At 61.6% G+C, this 15,362-nt stretch carries 19 protein-coding genes; 13 read left to right on the forward strand and 6 right to left on the reverse strand.

Going from position 1 to position 15,362, the window contains the following annotated elements; genetic code table 11:
- Positions 1-36 precede the first annotated feature (36 nt).
- The 9 genes from FZZ88_RS05520 to FZZ88_RS05560 all read left to right on the forward strand — a co-directional run bounded on the left by FZZ88_RS05520 (position 37) and on the right by FZZ88_RS05560 (position 8,171).
- On the forward strand, positions 37-930 hold the full coding sequence (locus FZZ88_RS05520) for a hypothetical protein (protein WP_166017880.1): 894 nt from the start codon (positions 37-39) through the stop codon (positions 928-930).
- A complete protein-coding gene (gene purC / locus FZZ88_RS05525; protein WP_166017882.1) occupies positions 927-1,679 on the forward strand; it encodes a phosphoribosylaminoimidazolesuccinocarboxamide synthase in 753 nt (250 codons plus the stop codon). Before FZZ88_RS05520 ends, purC begins: the two co-directional genes overlap by 4 nt.
- Positions 1,680-1,722: 43 nt before the next feature.
- Complete coding sequence (locus tag FZZ88_RS05530) at positions 1,723-3,918, forward strand: BamA/TamA family outer membrane protein (protein WP_166017884.1); 2,196 nt, start codon at positions 1,723-1,725, stop codon at positions 3,916-3,918.
- Positions 3,918-4,745, forward strand: a complete 828-nt coding sequence (gene lpxC / locus FZZ88_RS05535) for a UDP-3-O-acyl-N-acetylglucosamine deacetylase (RefSeq protein WP_166017886.1) — start codon at positions 3,918-3,920, stop codon at positions 4,743-4,745. The genes FZZ88_RS05530 and lpxC overlap by 1 nt, the downstream gene beginning before the upstream one ends.
- The gene (gene fabZ, locus FZZ88_RS05540; RefSeq protein ID WP_115022337.1) at positions 4,742-5,197 is read left to right on the forward strand and encodes a 3-hydroxyacyl-ACP dehydratase FabZ; all 456 of its coding nucleotides are present in this window, start codon (positions 4,742-4,744) and stop codon (positions 5,195-5,197) included. Before lpxC ends, fabZ begins: the two co-directional genes overlap by 4 nt.
- Before the next feature lie 5 nt (positions 5,198-5,202).
- Positions 5,203-6,027: an acyl-ACP--UDP-N-acetylglucosamine O-acyltransferase gene (gene lpxA, locus FZZ88_RS05545; RefSeq protein ID WP_166017888.1), complete on the forward strand. Its 825-nt coding sequence runs from the start codon at positions 5,203-5,205 to the stop codon at positions 6,025-6,027.
- Positions 6,027-7,208 (forward strand): lipid-A-disaccharide synthase, encoded by a 1,182-nt coding sequence (gene lpxB, locus FZZ88_RS05550; RefSeq protein WP_166017890.1) that lies wholly within the window; start codon positions 6,027-6,029, stop codon positions 7,206-7,208. Before lpxA ends, lpxB begins: the two co-directional genes overlap by 1 nt.
- Positions 7,205-7,822 (forward strand): peptide-methionine (S)-S-oxide reductase MsrA, encoded by a 618-nt coding sequence (gene msrA / locus FZZ88_RS05555; protein ID WP_166017892.1) that lies wholly within the window; start codon positions 7,205-7,207, stop codon positions 7,820-7,822. The genes lpxB and msrA overlap by 4 nt, the downstream gene beginning before the upstream one ends.
- Before the next feature lie 166 nt (positions 7,823-7,988).
- On the forward strand, positions 7,989-8,171 hold the full coding sequence (locus FZZ88_RS05560; RefSeq protein WP_115022302.1) for a hypothetical protein: 183 nt from the start codon (positions 7,989-7,991) through the stop codon (positions 8,169-8,171).
- A 15-nt stretch (positions 8,172-8,186) separates the two neighbouring features.
- Here the strand turns inward: FZZ88_RS05560 and FZZ88_RS05565 are convergent, their stop codons facing one another.
- Genes FZZ88_RS05565 through FZZ88_RS05590 form a run of 6 tightly spaced genes read right to left on the reverse strand, consistent with a single transcriptional unit; the run spans position 8,187 to position 12,195 of the window.
- Positions 8,187-8,423 (reverse strand): hypothetical protein, encoded by a 237-nt coding sequence (locus FZZ88_RS05565; RefSeq protein WP_166017894.1) that lies wholly within the window; start codon positions 8,421-8,423, stop codon positions 8,187-8,189.
- Complete coding sequence (locus FZZ88_RS05570) at positions 8,420-9,889, reverse strand: leucyl aminopeptidase (protein ID WP_166018099.1); 1,470 nt, start codon at positions 9,887-9,889, stop codon at positions 8,420-8,422. Before FZZ88_RS05570 ends, FZZ88_RS05565 begins: the two co-directional genes overlap by 4 nt.
- Positions 9,890-9,945: 56 nt before the next feature.
- Positions 9,946-10,518, reverse strand: coding sequence for a GIY-YIG nuclease family protein (locus FZZ88_RS05575; protein ID WP_166017896.1), 573 nt, complete (start codon positions 10,516-10,518; stop codon positions 9,946-9,948).
- On the reverse strand, positions 10,518-11,087 hold the full coding sequence (locus FZZ88_RS05580) for a hypothetical protein (RefSeq protein WP_166017898.1): 570 nt from the start codon (positions 11,085-11,087) through the stop codon (positions 10,518-10,520). The genes FZZ88_RS05575 and FZZ88_RS05580 overlap by 1 nt, the downstream gene beginning before the upstream one ends.
- A gap of 47 nt (positions 11,088-11,134) precedes the next feature.
- Positions 11,135-11,449, reverse strand: coding sequence for a hypothetical protein (locus FZZ88_RS05585; RefSeq protein WP_166017900.1), 315 nt, complete (start codon positions 11,447-11,449; stop codon positions 11,135-11,137).
- A 44-nt stretch (positions 11,450-11,493) separates the two neighbouring features.
- A complete protein-coding gene (locus FZZ88_RS05590; protein ID WP_166018101.1) occupies positions 11,494-12,195 on the reverse strand; it encodes a response regulator transcription factor in 702 nt (233 codons plus the stop codon).
- A 196-nt stretch (positions 12,196-12,391) separates the two neighbouring features.
- On the opposite strand from FZZ88_RS05590, the gene FZZ88_RS05595 reads away from it, so the two are divergent.
- The 4 genes from FZZ88_RS05595 to FZZ88_RS05610 form a co-directional block, all read left to right on the forward strand.
- Positions 12,392-12,721 carry a DUF1825 family protein gene (locus FZZ88_RS05595; RefSeq protein ID WP_115022290.1) on the forward strand — a complete coding sequence of 110 codons (330 nt, stop codon included), beginning with the start codon at positions 12,392-12,394 and terminating at the stop codon, positions 12,719-12,721.
- A gap of 44 nt (positions 12,722-12,765) precedes the next feature.
- On the forward strand, positions 12,766-14,013 hold the full coding sequence (gene tyrS / locus FZZ88_RS05600) for a tyrosine--tRNA ligase (RefSeq protein WP_166017902.1): 1,248 nt from the start codon (positions 12,766-12,768) through the stop codon (positions 14,011-14,013).
- 50 nt (positions 14,014-14,063) lie between these two features.
- A complete protein-coding gene (locus FZZ88_RS05605) occupies positions 14,064-15,071 on the forward strand; it encodes a phosphotransferase family protein (protein ID WP_166017904.1) in 1,008 nt (335 codons plus the stop codon).
- Positions 15,072-15,130: 59 nt separating this feature from the next.
- A partial coding sequence (locus FZZ88_RS05610; RefSeq protein ID WP_230332840.1) for an orotidine 5'-phosphate decarboxylase / HUMPS family protein occupies positions 15,131-15,362 on the forward strand: 232 nt, incomplete at its 3' end.

A 15,362-nucleotide genomic window follows, 5' to 3' on the forward strand; every position in this document is an offset into this window, starting at 1 on the left:
GCCTCGTAGGTTTTCCTTTGTAGACCGCAGCCCGTCATGGGGACTCCCCTTTTCCCCTTCGCTCTCACCATTCTGGCTGCTGTCACGGCGGCACCCGATCCGCAGGTGATGAGCGAGGAACGCTTTCAGACCGTTCTCGTTGAGATGGATGTGGCCGCTGCGGAGCAGGCCTGTCTGGACCCGCTGATCGCTGATACCGATCGCCGTCGCCAGGACTTGCGCGATCGACTTTTGGCGCTGCATCCCGTTATCGATTCGTTGGACTTGGTGTTGGAGAACGCCGAAGCCTTGATGAGCTGTGGCGCGCCAGAAGCTGCGGCGGTGGTGCTCAATCGCTACGGCCCAAGGGCTGGCGATGAACGGCGGAGGTGGCTATTGCTGCGCTGGCGAGCAGCAGCAGCAGCCCTGGATCACCGCCAGGCGGCCTTGGCCCTACGACGTTTGGTGGTCGGCAACCTGACCGCCCTGAACGCTCCGCTGTTGCCGGGTCAGGTCAATGGCCTGGATCAGTTGGCTTTGCACGAGGCAGCCCAGGGCCGAAACGCTGTGGCTGTGGAGGTGCAGCTGATGGCGGATCTGTCGGGTGTGCAGGGGGCGAGGCGAATGGCGCGAGCGGCGCAATGGCTCGATCCCGATCAGTTTGAGCAAGCGGATCAACTGCTGGAAACCGCCTTGGATCAGGCGGCGGCGGCAGAGGCCTGGGGATTGGCGATGGAGCTGTTGCGTCAGCAGCTGCAACTCCAGCTGGCTGCAGGGGGCGATGGCGCCCGGCCGCGGCAGCGGATGGAACGGTTGGCCACTGTCCTTGACGACCGCTATGCCCTCCAGCAACTGCAGCCGGAGAATCACCTCGATCCCCTGCTGCGTTCACCGCGGGACCCCGGAGGCCATGCTGATGTAAGTCCTTCTTCCGTTGCACCGTCGCCATGACGCCCGATCACGGAGAGCTGCTTTACGAGGGCAAGGCGAAGCGGGTGTTCGCGAGCGCGGATCCCGACCGGGTGCTGGTGGAGTTCAAAAACGACGCCACGGCCTTCAATGCCCAGAAAAAAGCCCAGCTGGAGAACAAAGGTCGGCTGAATTGTCAGATCTCGGCACGGTTGTTCGAGCTGCTGGAGCGCGAGGGGGTGCTGACCCATTACTGCGGTCTGGCCGGGGAGACCTGGATGCAGGTGCGACGGGTGGAGATCATTCCCTTGGAGGTGGTTCTCCGCAACACCGCCACAGGATCGCTCTGCCGTCAGACCCCAATCGCCGAGGGCACACCCATCGATCCAGCCCTGTTGGATCTGTATTACAAGAATGACGCCCTTGGGGATCCGCTGTTGACCGAGGCCCGCGTGCATCTGCTGGGTGTGGCGGACCCAGCGCAACTGTCAGCAATTGAACAACTTGCCCGCAGGGTGAATGGGGTGCTGCGGCCTTTTTTTGAAGAAATTGATCTGCAGCTGGTGGATTTCAAGTTGGAGATGGGGCTGGCGTCCGATGGAACACTCCTGCTTGCTGATGAGATCAGCCCTGACACCTGCAGGCTCTGGGACCGCCGCAACAGCAACGCCGAGGACCGGATTTTGGATAAGGATCGCTTCCGCAAGGATCTCGGCGGGGTGATGGAGGCCTACGGGGAGGTCCTCAAACGGGTCCAAGGCACCTGCGCGAACCCCCGCAACTGCCTGTAAGGTCGGCGCACCTTTTTGTGGCTTCGGCCCAGCCTGCGCCTCGATGACACGCCGTTCGTCTCGCCGCTCCTCGGTTGCTGTTCGTCGCACGGTGTTGGGTCTGATGCTGGGCATGCCCCTGGTCGCCCAGCCGGTGCTGGCCCAGGAGTCCCCTCCATCGGAAGCCGACACGGTCCAGGTGGAGGAGACGGTTGTTGAGGAAACGGTTGTTGAAGAGACAGTTATTGAGCAGCCCAGGGTTCTTATTTCTGAGGTGCTGATTGAGGGCATCGAGGGTCACCCGGAGGAGGAACGCCTTCAGATCTCCACCTACGACGCGATGCAGGTGCGTCCAGGGATGCGTGTCACACGGGAGGAGCTGCAGAACGATCTGAATGGCATTCAGGCCACAGGTTGGTTTTCAGATGTGCGGATCGTTCCCCAGAACGGCCCACTCGGCGTGCAGGTGGTTGTGCAGGTAGCTCCCTTCCCGTCCCTCAGTGCTGTTGAGATCAGTGCCGACGATGAGGCTCTCCTGCCGGATGCGGTGGTGGAAGAAACGTTTGCGTCGGATTACGGCCGCACGCTCAACCTCAATGACCTGCAGCAGCGGATGAAGGCCCTGCAGGCTTGGGTGGCCAATGAGGGCTACTCCCTGGCTCGGGTGTCCGGTCCGGAGCGGGTCAGCCCCGATGGCGTGGTGACACTGAAACTCCTCCAGGGCAGCGTGGCTGGAGTTGAAGTGAAATTCCTCAACAAAGAGGGGGATGACACTGATGAGAACGGAAATCCCATTAACGGCAAGACCAAAGAGTGGGTGATCACCCGAGAGGTCTCGATTCAGCCTGGAGATCCGTTCAACCGCAACAAGCTGGAGCGGGATATCAAACGGTTGTATGGAACCCAGCTGTTCAGCGATGTGAAGGTGACCCTGCGGCCTGTGCCCGAGGAGCCAGGGGATGTGGTCATTGTTCTCGGCATCGTTGAGCAGTCCACCGGTCAGCTTTCTGGCGGCCTTGGCTACAGCCAGAGCCAGGGTGTGTTTGGTCAGGTGCAGGTGCAGGAGACCAATCTCTTGGGACGAGCCTGGACTCTGGGTACGAACATCACCTACGGCCAGTACGGCGGACTGGCCAACATCAACTTCTCGGACCCCTGGATCTACGGCGACAACCACCGCACCAGCTTCCGAACCTCTTTGTTCTTGAGTCAGCAGGTGCCTCAGGTCTTCCAGAGCGAAGACAACGGCAACATCCGCACGGCTGAAGACTACGTCGACAACAACACCAATAAGGCCTATCGGACCGGCCGAAATTATGGTTTCACCGATGGTGATGCTCCGGGCAACATCAACAAGGCTGAGGATGAATACCCCAACCGCAGTTGGTTCGACTACGAGGGAGACACGGTGGTGCTGCGCAAGACCGGCGGCAGCTTCTCCTTCGCACGCCCCTTGAACGGTGGTGATCCGTACAAGGACGCCAAGTGGAATGTGCTGGCCGGCATGTCCTTCTCTGAAGTGAGGCCGATCAACTTTGCTGGAGACTCAAGGCCCTACGGCATCTCCACCAACAACCTCCGCAAGAAAGTTAAAAACGACGACATCATTTGCGTCTCGTACAACTGCGCCGATAGCAACACCCTGGTGGGAGTGCGTGCCGCCACTACCTACAACAACTTCAACAATCCCCGCAATCCCACAAGCGGCAATTTCTTCACCGCCGGAACGGAGCAGTTCGTCGGCATCAATAACGATTCGCCCACCTTCAACCGGCTGCGGGCCAGCTACACCCAGTTCTTCCCGGTGGACTGGCTCAAGCTTCACAAGGGATGCCGTCCTAAGCCCGGCGAAGAGGCCGATTGCCCTCAAGCCATCGGTGTGCAGATCAAAGGTGGCGCCATCATGGGTGAAGCGCCTCCATATGAAGCGTTCTGCATGGGTGGATCTAACTCAATTCGGGGTTGGTACGACTGCGACCTGGCTGTGTCCAAGGCCTTCAGTGAACTCACAATCGAGTACCGCTTCCCCCTGATCAGCATCTTCTCTGGTGAGGTGTTCATGGATGCCGGTACCGATTTCGGCACTCAGAAGGATGTGCCAGGCAAGCCTGGACTGCTGCTCGATAAGGATGGCTCCGGTGTTTCGCTGGGTACAGGCGTGATTGTCACCACGCCGGTCGGTCCGATCCGACTTGAGGTGGCCAGCAAGGACTTCGCCTCCGACTGGCGCTTCAATCTGGGAGTGGGCTGGAAGTTTTAGTGACAAGCTGGCCTCAGGACTACTCAGCTGCCTGGACCCTGGCGGCTGAGACAACATGCTCCGGTGTCGGTCTCCACAGTGGAGCTGAGGCCACGGTGCAGCTTTGCCCGACGGACCAGCCGGGGTTCCACATGCGCTTGCCAGGGATGGAGCAACCGGTTCAGCTTCGGCCGGATCAGGTGCGCGACAGCCCGTTGTGCACCACGCTGGATCTGGGCCCGAGCAAGGTGGCCACTGTTGAACATCTGCTGGCGGCCCTGGCGGGTTGTGGCCTAAGTCACGTCGAGATCGTGGTCAGCGGCCATGAGATACCCCTGCTTGATGGCTCAGCGCTGGGCTGGGTGGAGGCCATCGCTGCAGTGGGTTTGGTGTCTGCAGCGACTCCAAGGCCGGCTCCACCGCAGTTGGACCAACCACTGCTGCGCAATCGCGGCAGCAGTGTGATCACAGCCACCCCGGCGGACCGCTTCGGCGTCGTGGGAATTATCGATTTCCCTCAGGTGGCCATTGGCCGGCAGCAGTTCTCATTGGAGCTCACGCCCCAGCGGTTCGTGGATGAGATCGCTCCGGCACGCACCTTTGGCTTCCGTGAGCAGGTGGAGCAGCTGCGCGCTGCCGGCTTGATCCAGGGCGGAGCGCTGGACAATGCTCTCGTCTGTGACGGTGATCAGTGGATGAATCCGCCGCTGCGGTTCGAGAATGAACCGGTGCGCCATAAGCTCTTGGATCTGATCGGCGACCTGGCACTCGTCGGTTTTCCCCAGGCACAGGTTCTTGTGTACAAGGGATCCCATGGTCTTCACGCCGATCTCGCAGCCGCTTTGTGACTGAATCCACCACCCCAGACATCGTGCTCACCAGCGAGCAGATCGCCGGTTTGCTTCCGCACCGTTACCCCTTTGCTCTGGTGGATCGGGTCATTGCTCATGAGCCCGGGGTTTCGGCCACGGCGATCAAGAACGTGACCATGAACGAGCCCCAGTTCCAGGGTCATTTCCCAGAGCGCCCGCTGATGCCTGGGGTGCTGATTGTGGAAGCCATGGCGCAGGTGGGCGGGTTGATCGTGACCCAGATGCCCGATCTGCCAAAAGGACTGTTCGTTTTTGCCGGCATCGACGGGGTACGCTTCCGGCGCCCTGTGGTTCCTGGAGATCAGCTGGTGATCCGCTGTGAACTGCTCAGCCTTAAGCGCAAGCGCTTCGGCAAGGTCAAGGCAGAGGCCACGGTGGACGGAGATCTGGCCTGCTCCGGCGAATTGATGTTCTCCCTGGTGGATTGAGCGCGATGTCGCAGCAAACGGCGTCACAGCAGATTCACCCCACGGCAGTGGTGGACCCGAAGGCCGAGCTGGCCTCGGGGGTGGTGATTGGACCTGGTGCGGTGGTCGGCCCTCAGGTGGTGATCGGAGACAACACCTGGATCGGTCCCCATGCCGTGTTGGACGGTCGGCTGACCCTGGGGCGTGACAACAAGGTGTTCCCTGGTGCCTGCCTCGGACTGCCGCCGCAGGATCTCAAGTACCGCGGTGCCGAAACCGAGGTGCTGATTGGGGATGGAAACACGCTGCGGGAATGCGTGACGATCAACCGGGCCACCGAAGAGGGCGAGGTAACACGCATCGGCAACGGCAACCTGTTGATGGCCTATTGCCATCTGGGGCATAACTGCGATTTGGGCAACAACATCGTGATGTCCAATGCCATCCAGGTGGCGGGCCACGTGGTGATCGAAGACCGTGCCGTGATTGGTGGCTGTTTGGGCATTCACCAGTTCGTCCATATCGGTGGGATGGCGATGGTGGGCGGGATGACCCGCGTCGACCGTGATGTTCCGCCGTACTGCCTGGTGGAAGGGCATCCGGGTCGTGTGCGGGGTCTGAACCGGGTGGGCCTGCGTCGCAGTGGTATGGGCGGTAATCACGATGGCGCTGAACTCAAGCAGCTTCAGGAGATCTGGACCCTGATGTATCGCTCCGACCTGGTGATTGCCGATGCGCTCAAGCAGGCTCGAGTCCAGGCGTTGCTCCCGGCCGCCGAGCACCTCTGCCGGTTCCTCGAGGCATCCACAGGTCAGGGGCGACGGGGTCCGATGCCACTGCAGGGCCGCTGATGGTTCGGCTGCTGATCAGCACCGGTGAAGTCTCCGGTGATCTTCAGGGCAGCCTGTTGATTCGGGCCCTGCGGTTGGAAGCGGAACGGAGGGGGCTGGAGCTCGAAGTGCTGGCCCTTGGTGGACCACGCATGGAGGCGGCGGGGGCTGCGTTGATCGCTGATACCGCGCCGATGGGGGCAATTGGTCTTTGGGAGGCCGTCCCGTTGATTCTTCCCACGTTGCGGCTGCAGGCCCGGGTGGATGCGCTGCTGGAGGAACGCCCCCTCGATGGGGTGGTGCTCATCGACTACGTCGGGGCCAATGTGCGGCTGGGCACGCGGCTGCGGAAGCAACGGCCCCACCTGCCGATCACGTATTACATCGCCCCCCAGGAATGGGCCTGGCGCTTCGGTGATGGCAGCACCACCCGTCTGCTGGAGTTCACCGACAAAATCCTGGCGATTTTCCCGGCGGAGGCTGAGTTCTATGCCGCCCGCGGTGCGGATGTGAGCTGGGTCGGCCATCCGCTGTTGGACAGCTTCCAGAACCTGCCCGACCGCGCCAGCTCCCGACGCCAATTGGGCTTGGATCCCGAGGCGCCGGTGTTGCTGCTGCTGCCGGCATCCCGGCCCCAGGAGTTGCGCTACCTGATGCCACCGTTGGCCCAGGCGGCGGCCCTGCTGCAGCAGGACCATCCTGATCTTCAGGTGTTGCTGCCCGCCGGGCTCGAGCAGTTCGAACAACCCCTAGCTGCTGCGCTTGAGGAGGCCGGTGTGCGCGACTACCGGGTGATTCCTGCCGCTGAAGCGGATGCGCTCAAGACCACCCTTTGCGCGGCGGCAGATCTCGCCTTGGGGAAATCCGGCACGGTGAATCTGGAACTGGCCTTGCAGGGGGTTCCACAGGTGGTGGGATATCGCGTGAGCCGACTGACGGCGTGGGTCGCACGCCATGTCCTGAGGTTCCACGTGGACCACATCTCGCCGGTGAATCTGTTGCTCAAGCAGCGGTTGGTGTCGGAGCTGCTGCAGGATGAACTCACCGCAGAAGCTCTTGTGGAGAGGGCTTCCCCCCTGTTGACCGCCACACCTCAGCGCCGGGCGATGCTTGAGGGGTATGAGCGGCTGCGGGCCACCCTGGGTGCTCCCGGAGTGACCGGACGGGCTGCTAAAGCCATTTTTGATCAGGTGATCGGATGAAACGAACGCTGCTGCTGGTCACCTGCTTGATGCTTCTCTGCTGGCCCCAGAGCGCCATGGCCGAACTGGAGACAGCGGTTTTCGCCGGTGGTTGTTTTTGGTGTTTGGAGCACGACCTGGAGGATCTGCCGGGGGTGCGTGATGCCGTGAGCGGCTACAGCGGTGGGCACGTGGAGCAACCCACCTACCGCCAGGTCAGCAGCGAGACCACTGGCCATCAAGAAGCGGTGCAGGTGCGTTTTGATCCTGAGCAAATCAGTTACGCCGAGCTACTGCGCAGCTACTGGCGCAATGTGGATCCCCTCGATGACGGTGGTCAGTTCTGCGACCGCGGCGATTCCTATCGGCCGGTGATCTTTGCCGCCGATACCGCGCAGGCTCAGGTGGCTGAAGCCAGTGCTGAAGCGGCGGCTCGCGAGCTGTCGCAACCGCGTTCCGCACTGAAAGTGGAGCTCAGGGAAGCGGCTCGGTTTTGGCCTGCCGAGGGCTACCACCAGAACTACGCAGAGAACAATTCCGTCAAATACAACTTTTATCGGTTCAGTTGCGGTCGCGACCGGCGCCTGGATGCGGTGTGGGGTGCTGAGGCGCGAACCGGTCAGCCATGGCGTTAAACCACTGAATTCGGTCAACTTCCTTAAGAAATAGACAGTCAACCTGTTGAAAAGATTAAGCGCCGCAACCTGATTGATTCAGCAAGTTCTCAGTGAACAGACGGGTTTCCAGCCATCGACCAGGCTTGGGGCCATGCTTACGATCAGTCGGTAAGTGGAGGAATGTATGTATCTGCTGACCATTAAGGATGGTCTTGGCACCCGTCACATCGGTCCCTATCCGTCGCCGAAGCATGCGTCGGACGATCTTGATCGTGTGTTGGAAACTTGCTCTGAACGAGCACGGTGGCAGATCCACGCGCTCGAAACACCAAGCCGATCCCTGGAACTTCAAGCTGTTGCGTCTTGAGCAGTTGCGTCCTGATCAGCCCTGACGTCGCCCTGGAAAGCCACGGGTGAGACCGCTGTCAACCATCAGTCCAATACCGGCATTGATACAGATCAGGCTGAGGGTTCCGTACCAGAACCAGGGGCCACCGTCGTTGCCCAGCATTTGAACGACCTTGCGGCTGATCGCTTCGCCGAACAGGCAGAGGCCCACCGGGAGCAGCAGAACCCCCAGCTGAGCCTTGATGTACCAGCGCATCGGGGATCGACTCATGACTGGGCCAGCACCCAGTTCACCAGGGTGCGCACGCCGTATCCAGTGGCACCGGCTGGATTGACGCCTTTGCCCTTGTCACTCCAGACCGGTCCGGCGATGTCGATGTGGGCCCAGGCAGTGTCCTTGGCCACGAATTCCTTGAGGAAGAGGGCAGCTGTGATCGAGCCCCCCGGCCGCGGACCGGTGTTCTTCATGTCGGCCAACAATGACTTCAGCCCATCCTTGTAGGACTGCCGCAGGGGCATGCGCCACAGGCCTTCACCGCCGGAATGGGCGGCGGCATCGAGGGCTTCCGCCAGGTCGTCGTTGTTGGACCACAACCCGGCCATCTCATCGCCGAGGGCAATGACGCAGGCTCCGGTGAGGGTGGCCAGATCCACCACGGCATCGGGCTCCTGCTCACAGGCGTAGAGCAGGGCATCGGCGAGGGTCAGCCGGCCTTCGGCGTCGGTGTTGTTGATCTCGATCGTCATGCCGTTGGCGGCCGTGACGATGTCGCCGGGGTGGACGGCAGAGCCGTTCACCATGTTTTCGCAGGAGGCCACCACCATGTGCACTTCAACGCCGGCTGGCTTGAGTTCAGCGATGCTGCGCATGGCGCCCAGGACAGCGGCGCTTCCGCCCATGTCGAACTTCATCATGTCGATCTGGGCCGCGCCCACCTTGAGGTTGTAACCGCCGGAATCGAAGGTGAGGCCCTTGCCCACCAGGGCGACGCGGCGTTTCACTTCGCCCTCGGGGCGGTAAATCAGGTGAATGAACTTGGGAGGTAGATCGGATCCCTGGCTCACGGCCAAAAAGGCGCCCATGCTTTTGGCTTCGCAGTCGCTGCGCTCCAGCACCTTGAGATCAAGGCCGTGGTTGCTTGCGATGGCTGCGGCGGTGTCCGCCAGGGCGGCTGGGGTGACCACATTTGGGGGGGCGGCTACGAGCTCCCTGGCCAGCTCTACGCCGGCACAGGTGGCATTGACCGCCGCAAAGCCGCTGACGGCGGCGGGGTCGAGGTCGATCAGCTCGAGCGCTTCAGGAATCCGGCGTGGTTCCGCTTCCTTGCGGAAGCGTTGGTCTTTGTAGAGGCAGAGCCGCACGGCTTCAGCACTGATGCGGGCCGCGTCGGCGGCATCAATTTCGCACCAGGGCAATTGGAGGCCCAGCGTGCCCTCAAAGCCGATCGCGGCCTTAGCTGCCCGTGCAGCGGCGCTGCGGAGGCGGTCGATGTCGATTCCATCGGCGTCTCCCAGGCCCAGCACCACCAGGCGCTCTGGGCCTGCACCCAGGGGCGTGATCACCAGCTGATCACCCGGCTTCCCCTTGAACTCCTGCTGTTTCAGGGCGTCGGTGATCCCCGCAAAGCGCCGTTCCAAGTCCGTTGCGGTTGCATCGACATCTCCTTGGGCTAGCCCAACCGCCAGCACATTGCCGTTCCACTCCTGCAGACCGGTGGAGGACAGGGAGAAGCGCATGGGTGGACGCATCGACAAAGAATGAGCGTAGCGATCATGCGCTACGCCTTCTCCCCCTACAGGTCTGCGTTGAAGGGAGTGGCCCAGCGTTGGCGGGTTTCTTTGTTGAAGGGCGGCCACCAGCGTTGGATCAGCTGTTGTTCCAGGGCCCGCCGTGCGCGGGTGGCCTGAGGTACATCGCAGCTGAAGCGGATACTCAGCTGGGCACTGAGTTCGCAGCACTGAAGGGCTTCTCCGTAGGCGGCGAGGTAGGCCTTGCAGTCGTGATCGCCTTTCCAGCGGCGCTCGGCGGCGAGCGTTTCGCCCACATAGAGCAGAAGCGGCTGCTCCAGCTGGACGGGCCTGTCCATCACCAGATAAATCGCCGCACCCCGATGGGAGGGTTCCGGCCATCGCCAGAAACTCATCGCCAGGGGGGTCAGCGTCAGTGGATCCAGGGCCGCGGCAGCGTCGTCGGTGGCGGAGCCGAACAGATCCCCTTGGGCGGCGTGAGCTGTTTCCCCGCGGAACAGCGGCGCCTGATGGTCATGCAGGCGCTGTTGCCAGGAGATCAGCTGCTCCCGTCGCAGGGGCAGCTCAGGTGCATTGTTGAAGGCCAGCGCCCCGGTGGAGAACAGATCTCCCTGCATTAGTGCAGCGGCAGGCTGGGGCCGGACCGGCGGTTGCCGAAACTCACCCGGCCGATCAGGTTTTCCACGGTGCTTGCGGGAAGGCAGAGCCGTTCCTGTAGATCAGCCAGATCTTTGAAACCGGAGCTGCGTCGCTCCCGCAGCAGGCTGGCCAGCCGTTGCTCTGGCCAGCAGAGCAGCTCGAGCTGGTCGGCGCTGGCGTTGTTCAGGTCCAGGGGAGTGGCCTGTGGCTGCAAAGGTGCATCGCCATGCCAATGGAAGACGAGATGCGGAGTCCAGAGCCTGCTCAGATCGATGGGCAGCTCCAGCAGCCGGAACAAATCATCTGCGCAGGCGAATTGCACGCCCCCCTGTTGCAGGCGCACCAGCAGATCGGCCATGTCCTGGCTGCAGCCAGGCAGTTGCAGCCACTCATTGCGGCTGGCCCGATTCACATCCATTACCCAGGCTGGAGACTCGGCCTCGATCGCTAATGGCTGAAGTGGCGCTGGACGGGGTGGTGTTGGCAGCTGCCCTGTGGCCTGCAGCACCCGCCTGGCCAGGGGATCCAACCAGTGGCTGCGGGGCATGCTGCTCGGCAGAGATGGGCAGACCTTAACCAGGGTGGTGGTTTGCGTCAGCGCAGGGTGCGTACAAGGCCCGCGCAGCCCCCCTGTTCGTCGATGTAGCGGCGCATCAGATCGCCGTAACCGGGAGCCTTTTGCACCTCCTCGCGCTCGGCTGCGCTGACCCCTTTGCTGAGCAGAAACCGGTTGGTGATGTCGCGGGCCTGGGCGGCTTTCATCCGTTTGGTTTCGATCAGACAGCGGGCATTGGCCTCGGCGATGGTCACCAGGGCGGTCGTGCGCTCGCTTGCGGCATCCACTGTCTGGATCCCGAGGCTGCTGACGCTGAGAACGACCAGGGCTGCGGTGGCGGCGCGTCGGACCATGGCGTCAAGACCGTTCAACTCCTCTCAGGATGGTCCCCTTGGGGCTAAGGGGTCCAGCGGGGAATCGGCATCGGTGGATCCACCAGATTGTGTTGAAATGCCATCAGCACAGCCTGGGTGCGGTTCCTGGCATCCAGTTTGCGCAGCAGCCCTGTGATGCAGTGCTTGGTGGTTTCAATCGAGATGTGGAGTTGATCCGCAATCTCCTGATTGCTCAGGCCCCGGCAGAGGCCACGCAGTACGTCTTCTTCCCGCAAGCTCAGCACGTCGCTGATGGGATGCCCCACCCCTGCCAAGCCGCGGTCGTGATGGGCCACGCCGGCAATCACCGGATCCATGTGGCTGCCATCGCTTTCCATGGCGCGCAAGACGCTGAGCAAGCCGCCTTCGCCAATGCGCTCATGGCTGCAGAGACCGTCGCAATCAGCCGCTGCAGCGGCACGAATGGTGCTGAGCAATGGGCGTTGGATCAGCATGAGGCAGCGCAGCTTGGGCTGGTGGGCCTTGGCTGCTGCCACCAGGGAGGGACCGCTGCCGCGTTCGAGCCTGTCGCTGCAGATCAGCAGATCGGCTGACGTACTGCTGAGGCAGGCCAGGGCTTCCGCTTCGGTGCTGGCAGCCCCCACGATGGAGCCGATGCCATCGAGGCTGTGCAGCAGTCCGCTGACCAAAACCCGATCGGCCGAGGCGACCACTAGACGACGCCCCTCCAGCAGGGGCCGGTTGCGCTGAGGCAGCTCACGCATCGCGGCCAGCTGAGCGGTGAAGTTCACATCCTGAATGCAGCCCGAAACTCACCATGAATCCCATGCCGCCTGAGGGCAGTGCTGGTTAGGAAGACCGTACAAAAATCCCGCCTCAGGCCTCGGCCAGGTGCGGCGATTACCCCTCAAGCAAGTCGATTGTTCTTGGCAGAATTGCCTGAGCCCAGCGCGACTCGACATGGCCTTCTTCGATTCCGACATCGTTCAGGACGAAGCAAAGCGGCTGTTCAGCGATTACCAGCAGCTGATGCAGCTGGGCAGTGAGTACGGGAAGTTCGACCGGGAGGGCAAGAAGAAGTTCATCGAGACGATGGAAGAGCTAATGGGCCGCTACCGGGTGTTCATGAAGCGCTTTGAGCTCTCGGAAGATTTCCAGGCCAAGCTCACGGTGGAGCAGCTGCGCACCCAGCTCAGTCAGTTCGGGATCACCCCCGAGCAAATGTTCGAACAGATGAATTCCACCCTCGAGCGGATGAAGGCCCAGATCGAGCCTCCCTCGCCGAGCTGAGCCAGCACTCGTACGATCGCCAGCGCCCGCTCGTTGCGCACCCCATGTCGGACTCAACCCCGTCACTGCCGAATTGGCTGTCTCGGGGCATGGCCGATTTGTTCCCGGCCGGCGATCCGAGCGATGCTGATCAGGCCCTGGCGGCACGGCTGGTGCAAGCCGAGAAGGAGGGGCGGTCGCTAAGGGTGAAGCTGGGCATCGACCCCACCGGCAGCAACATTCATCTCGGTCACAGCATCCTGTTCCGCAAGTTGCGGGCTTTCCAGGACGCAGGCCATACGGCGGTGTTGATCATTGGTGACTTCACTGCGCGGATTGGGGATCCCACCGGCAAGAGCGCGACGCGGGTGCAGCTCAGCAAAGAACAGGTGGCCGCCAACGCCTCCACATACCTGCGCCAGCTGGGGCAGGACCAGCCCAAGGAGACGGCGCTGCTCGATTTCGAGACCCCCGGCCGCCTAGAGGTGCGATACAACTCCGAGTGGCTCGAGGGCATGGACCTGCCGGCTGTGATTGGGCTGCTCGGCACCGGCACCGTGGGCCAGATGCTGGCCAAGGACGACTTCTCTAAGCGTTATGGCAGTGGCACCCCCATCGCCCTGCATGAATTCCTCTACCCGCTGCTGCAGGGCTACGACTCGGTGGCGGTGAATGCTGATGTGGAGCTGGGGGGCACAGATCAGAAGTTCAATGTGGCCATGGGCCGTGATCTGCAGCGCCATTTCGACAAGGGCACGCAGTTCGGCCTGCTGCTGCCGATCCTGGTGGGTCTCGACGGGGTTCAGAAGATGAGCAAGAGCCTGGGCAACGTGGTGGGGCTGGAAGAGGATCCGCTCTCGATGTACTCCAAGCTGGAGAAAGTCGGCGACGGGGCGATCAACGACTACGTGACGTTGCTAACCGATCTGGATTTCTCCTCCTTGCCGGAGAACCCGCGCGAGAAGCAGAAGGCGATGGCTCTGGCAGTGACCGCCAGCCGCCACGGTCTGGCCGCGGCGGAGAAGGCCCAGAGTGATGCCGCCACCCTGGTGGCGGGCAGTGGTGATGCCGGTGCCGATGTGCCCGAGGCGTCGCTTGCAGAGGTGAACTTCCCGGCCAAGGCCTTCTATCTGTTCAGCGCCGTGGGCATCTGCGCCAGCAGCAGTGAGGCCCGCCGTCAGATCAAAGGGGGTGCGGCGCGCCTGGATGGGGAGAAGATCACCGACCCGAACCAGGAGTTTGCGTCGGCAGCGGAGCTGGAGGGCAAGGTGCTGCAGCTGGGCAAGAAAACCTTCCGGAGGCTGACGGCTTGAGCTGCCATTAATCCCCCTTTTGGGGGATCCGCCAAGAGAGAACTGGCGCGATGGTGAGTTCATCCGAGCGACGAACAATGCCAGCACCTGAAACTGAATTCAGATCAGATCAGCAAATTGCTGCTGATTTCTTGTCTTATCTGCAATCGGAATTTGAGGATCCTGTCGTTTACGAGGTTGAGCCGACCCGGCTGACTGGAGGTTTCGATGCTCGGCTTTATCGCTACCAGCTTGTTGATCAGGAGCCACGGGTCCTCCGCATTGAGCGTCCTGAGCGCAAAGAGGAGGGGCTTCTATATCACCAGTTTGTGTATCAGACCCTGAATCAGCAGGGTCTCAAGACTCCTGTGATTCATCATGTTTGTGGAGACAAATCGATTTTAGCTGGGGTCTTTGCGGTCATGGATCTCTTGCCCGGCCGAACTGTGTTTGAGCTGGCTCCAGAGCTTCATGCCAAGGTCTTGGGTGAGTCGATGGCCACCATGCACGAGATGGATGTGAGGCCCATCATTGAAGCCTTCAGGCAGTCTGATGTCCCTGATGAGCTGTATTTGAGTCCAATTAGTCATCAAAAGGCGTTGGATTCTTTGGAAGAGGCGCACCCATGGGCTTCTGAATTGATTGGTTGGTTGCGCACTCATTTGCCTCTTGATGGGAGGGATCTCGCTGTGATTCATGGTGACTATCACGGGAATAATGTGATGTTTGATAATGGCTCTGTCTCAGGGGTTCTGGACTGGTGGTTTTCTATTTCTGATCCCGCTGTGGATCTGGCCCACACGATGAATGATTATCTGGTTTTTGCGCGCCAGATTGATCCGACGATGTCGCCTCATTTGTGGCATCAGATCATGGATGGGGCTCTCAAGGCTTATCAATCCATCAGGCCTCTAAATCACGAGCACATCAAGGCCTTTCGTGTGTTTCACCTCTTCGGAGTATTCACTGCCGGTGGCACTGGTGTTGGCCTCGAATTCATGCGAAAGCCTGAATCGCAGCGCGACTATCTGAGTTTCATTGAGCAAACGACAGGCCTCACGCTGTCGCCCTCAGCCTGAACCCTGGTTGAGATGCATCTGCCGGCGCGACAGGATGGACTCCGGATCAATCGCTTGCCTTGGCTCCGTCGCTCTCCGCTGACCCCGCCGATCGGATCATCGTGGCCCTCGATGGCATGGCGCCTGATCAAGCGCTGCGCTTTGCCGCCCAGGTGGCGGGGCTGCGCTGGGTGAAGGTGGGCCTGGAGCTGTTCGTGCAGGCCGGCCCTGAGGTGGTGGCGCAACTTCGGGATCAGAGTCTGCGGGTGTTCCTCGACCTCAAATTTCACGACATCCCGGCCACGATGGCGG

It is taken from the genome of Synechococcus sp. PH41509, assembly GCF_020514285.1.
Lineage (GTDB): Bacteria > Cyanobacteriota > Cyanobacteriia > PCC-6307 > Cyanobiaceae > Parasynechococcus.

What these genes read in the sequence shown, in the direction of transcription:
- FZZ88_RS05530 (WP_166017884.1), top strand. Translation starts at nt 1,723, where the DNA reads ATGACACGCCGTTCGTCTCGCCGCTCCTCGGTTGCTGTTCGTCGCACG.
- tyrS (WP_166017902.1), top strand. Translation starts at nt 12,766, where the DNA reads ATGTCGGACTCAACCCCGTCACTGCCGAATTGGCTGTCTCGGGGCATG.
- FZZ88_RS05580 (WP_166017898.1), bottom strand. Translation starts at nt 11,087, where the DNA reads ATGCCCCGCAGCCACTGGTTGGATCCCCTGGCCAGGCGGGTGCTGCAG.
- lpxB (WP_166017890.1), top strand. Translation starts at nt 6,027, where the DNA reads ATGGTTCGGCTGCTGATCAGCACCGGTGAAGTCTCCGGTGATCTTCAG.
- msrA (WP_166017892.1), top strand. Translation starts at nt 7,205, where the DNA reads ATGAAACGAACGCTGCTGCTGGTCACCTGCTTGATGCTTCTCTGCTGG.
- lpxA (WP_166017888.1), top strand. Translation starts at nt 5,203, where the DNA reads ATGTCGCAGCAAACGGCGTCACAGCAGATTCACCCCACGGCAGTGGTG.
- FZZ88_RS05590 (WP_166018101.1), bottom strand. Translation starts at nt 12,195, where the DNA reads ATGCGTGAGCTGCCTCAGCGCAACCGGCCCCTGCTGGAGGGGCGTCGT.
- FZZ88_RS05520 (WP_166017880.1), top strand. Translation starts at nt 37, where the DNA reads ATGGGGACTCCCCTTTTCCCCTTCGCTCTCACCATTCTGGCTGCTGTC.
- FZZ88_RS05575 (WP_166017896.1), bottom strand. Translation starts at nt 10,518, where the DNA reads ATGCAGGGAGATCTGTTCTCCACCGGGGCGCTGGCCTTCAACAATGCA.
- FZZ88_RS05585 (WP_166017900.1), bottom strand. Translation starts at nt 11,449, where the DNA reads ATGGTCCGACGCGCCGCCACCGCAGCCCTGGTCGTTCTCAGCGTCAGC.
- FZZ88_RS05595 (WP_115022290.1), top strand. Translation starts at nt 12,392, where the DNA reads ATGGCCTTCTTCGATTCCGACATCGTTCAGGACGAAGCAAAGCGGCTG.
- FZZ88_RS05560 (WP_115022302.1), top strand. Translation starts at nt 7,989, where the DNA reads ATGTATCTGCTGACCATTAAGGATGGTCTTGGCACCCGTCACATCGGT.
- FZZ88_RS05605 (WP_166017904.1), top strand. Translation starts at nt 14,064, where the DNA reads ATGGTGAGTTCATCCGAGCGACGAACAATGCCAGCACCTGAAACTGAA.
- FZZ88_RS05570 (WP_166018099.1), bottom strand. Translation starts at nt 9,889, where the DNA reads ATGCGCTTCTCCCTGTCCTCCACCGGTCTGCAGGAGTGGAACGGCAAT.
- FZZ88_RS05565 (WP_166017894.1), bottom strand. Translation starts at nt 8,423, where the DNA reads ATGAGTCGATCCCCGATGCGCTGGTACATCAAGGCTCAGCTGGGGGTT.
- purC (WP_166017882.1), top strand. Translation starts at nt 927, where the DNA reads ATGACGCCCGATCACGGAGAGCTGCTTTACGAGGGCAAGGCGAAGCGG.